The sequence below is a fragment of the Marinobacter sp. F4216 genome (genome assembly GCF_019931195.1).
GTDB lineage: Bacteria > Pseudomonadota > Gammaproteobacteria > Pseudomonadales > Oleiphilaceae > Marinobacter > Marinobacter suaedae.
The window spans coordinates 14,518-27,063 of the sequence record NZ_JAIOUO010000009.1 but is presented as its reverse complement, the minus strand read 5'-3'; the positions used below and the strand labels follow the sequence as shown (position 1 = coordinate 27,063).

Here is a 12,546-nt window from a genome sequence, read left to right as displayed (position 1 = left end):
GTTCATTCTGATGGCATGATAGCGTATCGGGCGCACCGATTCGCTTAAAGGCGGCCCTCTTCCACCGCGTGGCAAGCCACCTGAGCACCACCGTCGGTGGCGATCAGCTGGGGAATCTCCTGCTTACAACGTTCGTTGGCGTACGGGCAGCGACCGTGGAACACACAACCGGACGGCAGGTTGACCGGGGTCGGAACCTCGCCCTGCAGACGGATGTGGTTCGGACGGTCATCTTCCAGCTTGGGAATCGCCGACAGCAGCGCCTGGGTATATGGATGGCGCGGGGTGCTGAACAGGGTCTTGGTATCCGCCAGCTCGCACACACGTCCCAGGTACATCACCGCAACACGGGTACCGAAATGCTCAACCACCGCCAGATCGTGGGTGATGAACAGGTAGGTCAGGTTGCGGCTTTCCTGGGCATCCATCAGCAGGTTCAGAACCTGGGCCTGGATGGACACATCCAGCGCGGAGATCGGCTCGTCCGCCACGATGAACTCGGGGTCTACGGCCAGAGCACGGGCGATGGCGATCCGCTGGCGCTGACCACCGGAGAACTCATGACCGAAGCGGGCGCCCCAGTCCGGATTGATACCGACGGAGTGCATCACCTCGTGCACCTTGTCGCGGACTTCCAGTTCGGACCACTCGGGATGATGGAAACGGATCGGCTCTTCCAGGGTCTTCTGGATGGTCATCCGCGGGTTCAGGGACGCGTACGGATTCTGGAAGATCATCTGCATCTTGCGTCGGTACGGCAGCACCGCGTCGCCGCTCAGGTTGTCGATCCGCTGGCCATCGTAATGAATCTCGCCAGCCGTCGGGGACAACAGGCCCATGACGGTACGGGCCACGGTGGACTTACCACAACCGGACTCGCCCACCACGCACAGGGCTTCACCCTTCTGAACCTGAAGGTCGACGCCGTTGATGGCATGCACGGCTTCCTGGCGACGCTGGAATTTGCCGTTCTTGAAGGTAATCTGCTCCAGCAGGCCACCGGTCAGATCAAACTTCTTTTCCAGACCCTGGATGTTTACCAATGTGGATGACTGGGAGGTCATGATTCGGCCTCCTGCATGCGTTTCTCCTGCTCGATGAGATTGCTGACTTCATAACAGGCCACATCGACGTTGCCGGAGCGCACGTACTGTGGCATTTCGCGCTTGCACTGTTCAGTAGCGAATTTGCAGCGCGGGTTGAACGGACAGCCCGTGGGCACGTTCTTCAGGGATGGCATGGAGCCGGGAATCTGGAACAGGCGGCCACCGGGCTCGCCCATCTGCGGCAACGCGTTGATCAGCCCCTGGGTATACGGATGCTGGGCGTCGTTGATGATTTCCTTGGTCGATCCCTGCTCGATGATGCGCCCGGAATACATGACCAGCATGCGCTGGGTCACCTGGGACACCACACCGAGATCGTGGGTAATCAGCATCAGGGCCACGTTTTCCTGCTCACACAGTTCCAGCAGCAGGTCCATGATCTCTGCCTGGATGGTGACATCCAGTGCAGTGGTCGGCTCATCGGCGATGATGATTTCCGGATCCAGCAACAGCGCAATGGCGATGATCACACGCTGGCGCATACCGCCGGACAGCTCGTGCGGATACTGGTCCAGACGCTTCTCCGGCGACGGAATGTAGACCTTGCGCAGTTTCTCCAGGGCAATCTCGCGCGCGGCCTTCTTGCTGATCTTCCGGTGCGCCAGGATGGCCTCAACCATCTGCGTGCCGATGGTCAGCACCGGGTTCAGGGTCATCATCGGGTCCTGGAAAATCATGGCAATGCGATTACCACGGATCTTGCGCAGTTCCCGCTCGCTCATGGCCGCCAGGTCCTTGCCTTCGAACAGGATCTGGCCACCGGCGATGTAGCCGGGGCGGGCGATCAGATTCAGGATGGAGAACGCAGCAACGGATTTACCGGCACCGGACTCACCCACCAGGCCCAGGCGCTCACCCTTGTCGAGAGTGAAGCTGATACCGCGCAGCGCCTTCAGGTCGCCGCCACGCACCGCAAAGCGGACATCAAGGTTTTTAACTTCCAGCAATGGCATGACGTTACCCCTTGTACAGCCGTGGATTCATGACATCCCGCAGCCAGTCACCCAACAGGTTGATGACCAGTACGAGTACCACCAGCACGAGGCCCGGGATCAGGGTGATCCACCAGGAGCCACTCTGGATGTAGTCAAAGCCGGACTTGATCAGGGAACCCAGGGAAGGCTGGGTTTCCGGCATACCAAGGCCAAGGAATGACAGCGCCGCCTCGGAAATAATCGCGTTGGCGATCTGAACCGTGGCGATAACAAAAATCGGTGACAGGGTGTTCGGCAGAATGTGGCGGAACATGATCCGCGGGGTGCCAAAGCCCATGACTTTCGCGGCATCCACGTACTCTTTCTTCTTCTCCGCCAGCACGGAGGCACGCACTGTCCGGGCAATCTGCGGCCATTCGGACACACCGATGATGAAGATCAGCATGTAGATGGCGATTTCGCCAAACATCAGGCTACCGAAGGTAGCCTTGACCACCGCACCCACAATGATGGCAACCATCAGGGTGGAGAACGACAGCTGCACGTCCGCGATGCGCATCAGGATCGCGTCCACCCGGCCACCGAGGTAACCGGCCAGCAGGCCAAACAGGATACCCAGGGCAGCCTGCAGGACAACGGCACCGAAGCCGATCATCAGGGACACCCGGGTGCCGTACAGGATGGTGGACAGCAGGTCACGCCCCTGGGCGTCGGTGCCCAGCGGGAAGGCTGCGTCAGAGCCCGAGAGGCCAACCGGTGGCAGTTCGGAGTTCATGATATCGATCTGGGTCAGATCGTACGGATCGGTCGGTGCCAGCAACGGTGCAAACACCGCCGCAAACACCATCAGCATCAGAACCAGGAAGCTGGCAATCGCCACCTTGTCGCGCTTGAAGCTGTACCAGAAAAAGGAGTCGCGAAAGCGATCCCAGCGGGAAAGAGTCGCCGTCGTCATGCTTTCTTACCTGTCAGTTTTACCGTCGGGTTTACCAGTCCGTAGATCAGGTCGACCAGGGTATTGGTAATTACGAAAATCAGACCCACCACCATCAGGTAAGCCACGATCAGAGGAATATCACTGCGGGTAATGGCCTCGAGGAACATCAGGCCCACGCCCGGCCACTGGAACACGGTCTCGGTCAGGATGGTGTAGGCCACCATGATCCCGATCTGTACGCCGCCAACAGTAATGACCGGCAGCATGGTGTTCTTCAGGGCATGCAGGAAATTAATACGCGGAGCGGCCAGGCCCTTGGCACGGGCGTAGCGGATGTAATCGCTCTGCAGCACTTCCATCATCTCCGCACGAATCAGACGGATAAACAGCGGCAGCATGATAGAGGCCAGGGAAATCGCCGGCAGCAACAGGTGGAGCAGACCATCCTGACTGAAGAAACCGGACTCCCAGGTACCGAACAGATGGGTCAGCTCGTCACCACGGCCGTAGGACGGAAGGCCACCGTTGGTGGACAAAGCACCGTTCAGCCAGCTGCCCCAGCCGGTGTCTTCCGGGAAAAGCGTTACCGTGACACCGATGGAAAACAGTTGAATCAACACAATGGCCGTCAGGAATACGGGAATGGAAATACCCACCGTACTGACACCCATAAAGAATTTGGACAGCCACGCCTGCGGTCGGATGGCGGCGTATACGCCAATGGGTACCGAGAACAGGACGATGATCAATGTTGCGCCGATGACCAGTTCCAGGGTCGCCGGCAGGTTCTCGAGAATGACATCCACGGTGGGCTTGCCGTAGAAGTAGGAGTTACCGAGGTCGCCCTGCAGGGCATTACCGGCAAAACGGAGGTACTGAACCACAAACGGGTCGTTCAGTCCCAGTTCGTCACGGAGTTTTTCCCTCTCCTCTTCGGAGACGGACATTCCTACCATCTCTTGAAGCGGGTCACCCAGGTTATCCTGAATGCTGAAGGCAATCACACTGATCACAAACATGACCAGCAGCGCCTGTGAAATCCGCTGAACCAAAAACGCTAACATGAGTTATTTCCGGAGATTACTGAAAACAAAAGGCCGGCTCCGGTCACCCAAAGCCGGCCTGCCCATAGAGACGATTACTCTATGACGAGGTCACCCAGGTACGGGAAGTTCATCACGTTGAGAACCGGCTCGATCTTCACGTTCTTCTTCGCAGCCCAGGCAAGATCCTGCCAGTGCAGCGGAATGAAGGCCGCGTCTTCGTACAGGCGCTGCTCAACGGTCTGCAGCATCTCTGCACGCTTGTCCAGATCGGTCTCGACGTTGGCCATTTCAACCAGCTTGTCGAGTTCCGGGTTGCAGTAGTTACCAGCGTTGTACTGGCCTGCACCGGTTTCGGAATCCGGACAGAAAGTCAGGAACTCGTAGAAGTTCGCTGAATCCTCGGTGTCGGCGTGCCAGCCGATCATCATCATGTCTGCCGCACGGTCATCAAACTCCGGCCAGTACTGGGCCTTCGGCAGAGTCTTCAGATCTACCTTGATGTTGATGCGGGACAGCATCGCGGCAACCGCCTGAGCGATCTTGTCGTCGTTCACGTAACGGTTGTTCGGCGCCATCATGGTGATGGTGAAGCCATCTTCATAACCGGCTTCTTTCATCAGCTCCTGGGCCTTGGCGATGTCGTAACGCGGCTTCAGGTTGGGGTTGTGACCCTGGTAGCCTTCCGGAGACATCTGGGCAGCCGGGGTTGCGAACCCCTTCATGATCTTGGCGGCAATGCCTTCCTGGTTAACCGCGTAGGCGATGGCCTCGCGAACCTTCGGGTTCTTGAACGCTTCAACACGCTCCTGATTGAGCTGGAACATGATGATTCGGGTACCGGTCATGGTGACCAGGTCCACGTTCTTGTCGTTGCGGATACGGTCCAGATCGGTGGGCGGTACCGGCGCGATGTAATCAACACCGCCGGACAGCAGCGCAGACACACGGGTGTTGTTTTCTTTGATCGGCGTCAGCACAATCTTGCCAACGTTACCCGGAGACTCGGTGTCCCAGTAGTCGTCAAAGCGCTCGAACTCAACGCGAACGCCCTGCTGGCGATCGGCAACAACGAACGGACCAGTGCCGGACATGTTACGGGATGCGAAAGAACCGCCTTTCTTGTCGATCAGGTCCTTGGCTTTGCCATCTTCGGTTTCGCCGCTGTAGAACTCGCTATCCATCGGGAAGATGTAAGTCGCCGCGTTCAGCAGCAGCGGGTACGGCTTCTCGGTGACCAGCTCGAAAGTGTGGTCGTCAACAATCCGCACTTCAGTGAACGGACGGAAGATCGCCTTGTAGTCAGGGCTGGACTTGAGACGTTCAAAGGTGAACTTCACGTCTTCAGCAGTCAGCTCGTTACCGGAATGGAACTTGACGCCCTCACGCAGCTTGAAGCGCATGGTGGTTTCATCAACACGCTCCCAGCTCTCGGCCAGACGCGCCTCGAAGCCAAGATCCTTGGTCCAGCGCAGCAAGGGATCGAACGTCATGTGGCTCAGCTGGAGCATGCCACCGGAGAGCTGTTCATGAATATCGAGGGTCACGGGGTCGGCGTCATACGCCATTTTGAGTTCCTTGGTCGCCTCGGCAGACATTGCCATTGGCGCGGCCGAAAGGGCCATGGAACCAACAAATGCTGTCAACAGTTTTTTCATCGCGTTTTCCGTCGCAGTTTTGAGAATTTTATTGGTACTTCGGCACCTGGCGGCGCCCAAAGACTGCGCAAAAACTAGTCTCGGAAAACCATTACAGCAATCGAAATTGCAAAATTACGCTATGCGCGAAGTGAATGACAAAAATTAAGTATTATTAAAACAAGGTGTTATAGAGACAAGCCGACGACGCAGACAGTGACTAATTTTTAATCCCGGACCGGTTTCGCGCACGAAAAACGAGTTCAGATGTCATCAATTCAAGGTAATTGCTCCGGCTAACTGCGATAATCTGACCTGAATTCGACCGCTCCGGAAACAGCATGGCACTCAAAGCAACCATCTTTAAGGCGTCCCTGAACATTGCGGACATGGACCGCCATTATTACCAGGACCACCACCTGACCATCGCCCGCCACCCATCGGAGACCGACGAGCGCATGATGGCACGGGTTCTGGCTTTTGCCCTGAATGCCAGCGAACACCTGGAGTTCACCAAAGGGCTGAGCACCGACGATGAACCGGAGCTGTGGCAAAAGAGCCTAAGCGACGAGATCGAACTCTGGATTGAACTCGGATTGCCGGAGGAGTCCCGGTTACGCAAAGCCTGCAACCGGGCAAAGAAGGTCCTTCTATATACCTATGGGGGACGAGCGGTGAGCCTGTGGTGGGAAAAGCACCGGCACAAACTGGAGCGATTCAGCAACCTGAGCATCGTCAACCTTCGCCCGGAAGACACCGGTGCCCTGGCGGAGCTGGCCGAGCGCACCATGAATTTCCAGGTCACGATTCAGGATGGCGAAGTGACCATCAGCAATGAAAACGCTCTGGTGAATATTACGCCTGAGCCATTGCCAGCCTGAGGAACCACCCGCCACAAGAGGGACTGGACAGCGCCCCGCTCCACACGTAAGATTGCGCACTCGAAATTGACGCACCGCGTTACATTTCACCCGCCCGTAGCTCAGCTGGATAGAGCGCTGCCCTCCGGAGGCAGAGGTCAGAGGTTCGAATCCTCTCGGGCGGGCCATTACTTTCAAAGGCTTGCGTGAAAACGCAGGCCTTTTTTGTTTGGCTGTGTCCAAATTGTGTCCATGGTGTGTCCACAGCTTTAGGTCGGTATTTCACGAGTTGAAAACTTTGACCTTTGCACCGACGGCCAAGAAAACCAAATTGGACACAAAGCAAGAAGTTGCCTGACAAACTATTAGCGTACCTACCCCCAATCATCTCAAGGTCGAGTTCCACCGGCCTTCTGTTAAGGCGACAACAGATCGTACAACCTGAAAGACCAACCAAATCATGAAGGGCAATAGCGCCCATGAGAAGGGCTCCACAAGACCATATACAATACGTTGCCTAGGATCCAGTGAAAGGGCTGCATGCCTGGATGAACTAAACCATCGAACATTAAGCGAGCCAGCACAGAAAAATAATTATAAAACAACACTTTACCTGATCAAACGCCGGGCTTTGCAACCAATATTCCAACGATTAGCACTCCTACAAAGTCATGAAGTTGATCGTGAGCTGGCAGGGGTTGACCGGTGAGGCCAGCCTCAATGAATCACCGACCGAGTCTATCGTTCTCTGATTAGCTCCCAGCGGATCAGGGAAGCCCAGTCAGAGTCGCTGGCACCCGAGGAAAAAGAAAAACCGAAGCGGCAGTTTATTCAGTCGTTTGACATGTAAAAAGGGCTCCAAATCTGGAGCCCTTTATCAAGCGGATATGTTAGTCGAAGATTATAAGTCTTCGTAGTATGTGCTGCGATGATTGCTCATCCGGTACAAAAAAACGGGTAGCCCAGTAGCGAACCACATCACCCATGCGCGCTGTAGCCAATCTTCGAATCGCCCATTTCCAAGAAATCGAAGTTTTCGAAATCCGTCAGCTATCCAGTCGAATGGAGCGCCAATCCAGTCTAAACCAAGAGAGCTGAAAAGCATGTCGGTTTTTGCGAAAAACGACACGAAGAAATCGACAATCCCCTCCAAAGCATAAGCTTCGAGAATACACCAAAAAATGACCAAAACGATGGTCTCCGCCACACCTGCGTAAACTGCATCCTCAACACGCTCGTAGTTATCTAAGGTTCTGTAAAACACGGTACTGCTCCTATCCGTTTAGACAGATCATAGTGACAAAAACACCCTATCAACAACCGCTTGACAGGGCATATTTAGTATTTGGTTTGGTTTAACGCCCCCCAATATCCAGGGTCTTGTCGCTCAGAAGCTCGGGGATGGGGCGTTGCTTCGCTGCATCTTGTGAACCAGCTTTCGATAGCCGTGGTCTACCCCGTTTCCACGGACGGTTTTAAAACGGCGGACAGCTTATGATTCTTAATGGCAACCCTACATCGCATTCTGGGATTATGGAACCGCTCAATGTAATCAAATACATCAGCTCGCGCTTCGTTCCGAGTGCGGTAACGCTGGTGGTGAACCCGCTCCCGTTTGAGCGTTCCGAAGAATCCCTCGCAGGCAGCATTATCACCACAATCACCGGCTGCACTCATGCTACTCACCAAGCGGTTACTACCGAGATATCGCTGGTAGTAACCACTGGTGAAGGGGCATACCAACTGCCCCACGGAAATTAAATTCAAAGGCAAACGATTCCCAACCAATCAAGCTCACGGCGCTGTCCGTATTGATCAATGCCGACAAAGATTCGCTGCCATCGAGCGCACACGACGCGATTCCGATGGGATAGCTGTCATCATCGAGCACATCAGCCTCAACATAGAGAAGGCACATAGATGCGTTACTCATCTTCTTTCAAAGAACACTCGGCCTGATCTGGTCGGGCGTTGTCTCTCGGTCTGCAATGCATTGCCTTGTCCGGATCCGACGTCACATAAAGCCAATGGCCCGCTTTTTTACCTCAACCTCGGGAATATGGTCCGGAGATAATCGGAAGCAAGTGTGCTCCGGAGCCTCCGCCACCGCACGAGTAATGGCGCGCTCCAGATGCATCTTCATGTCTCGAATCGAACCGCTGGTCAGGCGCTGGAGCACCTGATGCGTCAGTAGATCCGGAAACCGATCTGCCATGTTGAGCTCCCTGAGGAGTTGACTGTAGATATTCTGCGCCAGTATCCGCATCTCACCATTCGATGGGGCGTCGATTTCAAAGGACGCCAGACGAGACCGCAGAGCAGGACGGAGCCGCTCAATGTTGTTGGTTGCCGAGAAGGCGAGGACGAAGCTGGTGTTGATGGGAACATCCAGGAACAGATCCCGGAAATACTCGCGACTATCCCGGTCAAACAAGGTATACAATGGATGAATGACAGAATGGTCCGCCGTGTCCTTAGCCATGCACAACTCATCGAACAACAAAACCGGCTGGCCCTCATGCGGTTCATCCACCAACAGCATCTTGGCGATCTGTCCAACAGCGGCGTTCCTCCAACCCCGGGACATGCCCGCTAGCTCAAACCGCTCCATCATCTGCGACACCTTTATGTCATGAAACGGTTGCCCGAGGGCTGCCGCGACCGCTCGCACATAGGTTGTCTTGCCAATTCCCGGTGGTCCCTGCAGATTGATCACCGGCAGGGTAAATGGGTGGCCACCGAGCAGGGCAATCCGGTAACGGCCGATGATTTCCAGAGTTACATCCCTAAAATTCGGGAATTGGGTCAGCAGCGTATTGAGCCCATGCCATACTCGCTGCTGCGGAATATGCAGGTGACGCTCCGAACCGTTGTCAAAAATCCCCTGCAATAACGCAAACTCGTACTCAGACTCGACCTCGGATGGCTTGAGACGACGCAGGTCCTCGGGAGAGATCACATCGAAAGACGACTTGAACCGAACCTCCCGAGCATTGTGACGCTGCGTAGCATTCAACTGGTCCCTCGTAGCGGGCAAAAACAACGACTCGTTGCCGGCCGTCTCCTGAATTCCGTCCTGGACGGTGGATAGCGGTAGCGGGTTTGCACTCATTCACGATCTCCCGATGGCGTGGCACGTGTTCGGCCTTGGATCATCCCAAGGTCCTATTGATGCATTTTTCCTGGTCACGGTATCCGACCACATTTGAATCTCAGGCGCGGCTATCGCGCTTATCGACCGTCAGATCTCTCCGGCTCTCTAGTTGATCGAGAGTACTCAGAATCTTGGTGAATATCCGGACTTCATAGTTAGAGATCGAATATCGTCCCCCGGTCTCCTTCGCCAACAGGTATCGATTGACTTCCGGCAACCGATCCCGGACTTCAAACATGATCTTGGTCGTTGCAATCCCCTCGAAGAACCAATCGGGGGGGGGCTGTCAGATACTCAAGCCACTCACGCTCCCGGATCACCCGCCCGCTTTTTCTTGCGATCAAAATGAGGGCCAGCAGCACCGCCGCGAGGGTAATCAGTCCGTGCACGTAAAGGCCCAAGAACACAGCCCAGGCGAACAGGATCACCTGCAAGGCCGCATCCCACGGGGACATGATCCGCAATGAGTTCTTGCGCTCAGTCAACGCCGACCAAACCGCCGGATCATGCAGTTGTTGAGCCCAGAGCTCGGTTAGCAGCCCCTTGAGACGCGCCTGCAGCTGCGCCCATTCCAAGCTAGGTTGATCCATTCCCACACTCCGTTGCTCATTCATGGGGGCAAGCGACAGTGACTTGCGGTGCCGTCTTCGACCGAACCTAGCGGGGACTACGCCTCTGCAAGGACGCTCTCGAGCAGCTCATCGTCCGGGAAGTAATCAGAGTCCCCGTCATACTCTTGCAGAGACACCTGACCATACATCGCCTCCAGATGCCCCAGACAACGGCAGACATACGACCAGTACCCCCAGGAAAACGTCAGCGAAACGGATTCAGTGTGGATCCGGAGAACCTTATCCGAACTTACCCCTCCCCTCTCGGGCGGCTCCACCCTGATCAGCGAGGCTCGGTCGCTCACCGCCTTTGCCACCTCAGAGAGATCGAACCCGATGGCTTGGCGATGGCGATCACAGGTGGCCCGATCGGCCTTGGTCATGAGTTGCTCTACGTGGGGCATCACCTCGGCCATCGGGAGCCAACATTCCCAGCCATCAGAACCCCGTTGGGTAATGACAAGGCTCAGGTAGCGCTGCCACAAGGTAGGCATTTCGCCCTGCAAGTCCCCATACAAAGCAATTTCGAGTTCCTCGTCCTCCATGAGCCTCACGAATGGCGTCATCAGCACGTCCGGCGGACACTCCTGCGCCTGAGCCTGCGCCAACGACTCCACAACTTCCTCCTGGCGCTGCTCAAAAGACATCCGCAGCTCATTGATCCCTGCAGATTTAAGCTCTGCGCCCTTTTTATGGAAGGGGTTCGTAAGTAGCTCCGGTTGCTGACTGAATGCCGGTACCCGAAATGGCTCCGGCATGCCGGCGAAGTATCGGCTCATGTAGGGCGCGCCCGGAATTGCTGTCGCCTGGATCCGAGCCACGAGGGTCGCATCAACATGGCGGCGCAACGACCGCCCAAGGACATACGCATGTCCAGCAGGCAAATCGCTGCGAACCACCGAGCTGATCTGCTCCGCGTCCAGCGCCGACACCCGTCCCGTCAGGACTTGATCGGTCGCAGGGTCGGACGAAGAGAACACCACCACGGTACCAATATTCTGGAGCAAGCAGTCGATGCCTCGCTCCGCCGAATGAGCAGGCACTTTCGCCCTTAGTGCCGACACGCTCTGGGTGGCAATCAAGTTGATGTGGCCATAGCCCCGACACCGATCAAAGAAGGTGGTATCGTCATACAGACCGCCGGTGGACGCCCGTTCATCGACGTTTACCAAGTGCTGATATTCATCGGCCGCAAAGAAGGTGTAAAAGTGCTCACCGCAGCCAATTTGCTTGTGACGCCGGAACCCGGTAATGGCCGAAATCATCCGAATCCGCAGAAGCTTGGAGATCACGTGGGCGGTACTACCGAAGCGATCAAGCGGTACATCCATAAGCAACACCTTCCGATCTCGATAAAGCAGGTCCCGCATTGACGAAAGGCCCGTGTCCTCCGTCTCCTCGCCCGGTTCAAAAGCTGGACAGAACTTCGCCCGCAAACACGGATCCACCGAAAACGGTGCCAATGCACCGACAATGCCGTTGGTTTGCCAGCTGTATTGCTTCTGAACTTCCTCCATGCTCGGCGCCTCTAGCTCAAGCAGCTCAGATTCTCCCATGGCCAGGATGCTGAACCGATTGGCCTTGACCGCCGACAACAAGCTCAAATAGTCTTTGGGCAAGGTCTTTTTAAATCGCACAAAGGCGTCGCACCGTTGTACAAAGGCTCGAGGCTCCTTTAGTGCATCGACAATGTCGGCCAAGGTCGCTTCCTGCCCCATCAGCTCATAGGTCTTCCGAACAAATCGAGCATCCTGAACCCCCATCATCCCCCAATAGGGTTCTTTAAGGTTCGTTCGGTGTTCGTTCAAAAAGGTGGCAAACTGATCGTCTGACATCCCCTGGATCAGGTTGTACGGCGTCGCATCATCGTCGGCACCAATCACCACGACCCGGTCAGGGTACTCGTCGTACAGGTGTCGATACTCACCCTTCACGTCAATCACTACACCGGAACAACCGGTTTCAATCAGCCGTACAATGGCCGGTGCCTGTACCGAGGTGGTCTTGCGCGAACCGGTAGCCCCCAGGGTGATCAGGTGCCGATTGGCATCGTCAAAGGTGATGACCACGGATTTATCGAGTCCCTCATGAATGGCGGACGGCGAGCCGTCAGCCGAGCCCGACGAGGCGTAGCATCCATGCATTGGTGCGGACTCCACACCGTTGAAAACCAGCAGCGGTTGGGATTTGAGGCTCATAGGCATCTCCTTTTGGGCACAGTTCGCAAGGGATTGTTTTATCATTCACCAGCGACTCATCCGGA

General features: G+C 55.9%; 10 protein-coding genes, 1 tRNA gene and 1 pseudogene. 2 read left to right on the top strand and 10 right to left on the bottom strand.

The genetic code is table 11. From position 1 onward, the window contains the following. Positions 1-44: 44 nt before the first annotated feature. The 5 genes from K8I84_RS16090 to K8I84_RS16070 all read right to left on the bottom strand — a co-directional run bounded on the left by K8I84_RS16090 (position 45) and on the right by K8I84_RS16070 (position 5,679). On the bottom strand, positions 45-1,064 hold the full coding sequence (locus K8I84_RS16090) for an ABC transporter ATP-binding protein (protein WP_223795790.1): 1,020 nt from the start codon (positions 1,062-1,064) through the stop codon (positions 45-47). Continuing rightward, positions 1,061-2,059: an ABC transporter ATP-binding protein gene (locus K8I84_RS16085; protein ID WP_223795789.1), complete on the bottom strand. Its 999-nt coding sequence runs from the start codon at positions 2,057-2,059 to the stop codon at positions 1,061-1,063. The genes K8I84_RS16090 and K8I84_RS16085 overlap by 4 nt, the downstream gene beginning before the upstream one ends. A 4-nt stretch (positions 2,060-2,063) precedes the next feature. Then, positions 2,064-2,996: an ABC transporter permease gene (locus K8I84_RS16080; RefSeq protein WP_223795788.1), complete on the bottom strand. Its 933-nt coding sequence runs from the start codon at positions 2,994-2,996 to the stop codon at positions 2,064-2,066. Then, the gene (locus tag K8I84_RS16075) at positions 2,993-4,042 is read right to left on the bottom strand and encodes an ABC transporter permease (RefSeq protein ID WP_223795787.1); all 1,050 of its coding nucleotides are present in this window, start codon (positions 4,040-4,042) and stop codon (positions 2,993-2,995) included. Before K8I84_RS16075 ends, K8I84_RS16080 begins: the two co-directional genes overlap by 4 nt. Positions 4,043-4,116: 74 nt before the next feature. Further along, positions 4,117-5,679 carry an ABC transporter substrate-binding protein gene (locus K8I84_RS16070; RefSeq protein ID WP_223795786.1) on the bottom strand — a complete coding sequence of 521 codons (1,563 nt, stop codon included), beginning with the start codon at positions 5,677-5,679 and terminating at the stop codon, positions 4,117-4,119. Positions 5,680-5,999: 320 nt separating this feature from the next. On the opposite strand from K8I84_RS16070, the gene K8I84_RS16065 reads away from it, so the two are divergent. Further along, complete coding sequence (locus K8I84_RS16065; protein WP_223795785.1) at positions 6,000-6,539, top strand: YaeQ family protein; 540 nt, start codon at positions 6,000-6,002, stop codon at positions 6,537-6,539. A gap of 90 nt (positions 6,540-6,629) precedes the next feature. Further along, a tRNA-Arg gene (locus K8I84_RS16060) sits at positions 6,630-6,706 on the top strand. A 713-nt stretch (positions 6,707-7,419) separates the two neighbouring features. Here K8I84_RS16060 and K8I84_RS16055 read toward each other — a convergent pair. From K8I84_RS16055 to K8I84_RS16035, 5 genes and pseudogenes are all read right to left on the bottom strand, one after another. Continuing rightward, positions 7,420-7,782 carry a hypothetical protein gene (locus K8I84_RS16055; RefSeq protein ID WP_223795784.1) on the bottom strand — a complete coding sequence of 121 codons (363 nt, stop codon included), beginning with the start codon at positions 7,780-7,782 and terminating at the stop codon, positions 7,420-7,422. A gap of 188 nt (positions 7,783-7,970) precedes the next feature. Continuing rightward, positions 7,971-8,249 (bottom strand): annotated as a pseudogene (locus K8I84_RS16050) (IS3 family transposase); the annotation flags it as partial. 283 nt (positions 8,250-8,532) lie between these two features. After that, entirely contained in the window at positions 8,533-9,630 is a 1,098-nt protein-coding gene (locus tag K8I84_RS16045) for an AAA family ATPase (protein WP_223795783.1), read from the bottom strand. Between the two features lie 272 nt (positions 9,631-9,902). Then, complete coding sequence (locus tag K8I84_RS16040; protein ID WP_223795782.1) at positions 9,903-10,262, bottom strand: hypothetical protein; 360 nt, start codon at positions 10,260-10,262, stop codon at positions 9,903-9,905. A 77-nt stretch (positions 10,263-10,339) separates the two neighbouring features. Then, complete coding sequence (locus K8I84_RS16035; protein ID WP_223795781.1) at positions 10,340-12,481, bottom strand: helicase HerA domain-containing protein; 2,142 nt, start codon at positions 12,479-12,481, stop codon at positions 10,340-10,342. Between the last annotated feature and the right edge of the window lie 65 nt (positions 12,482-12,546).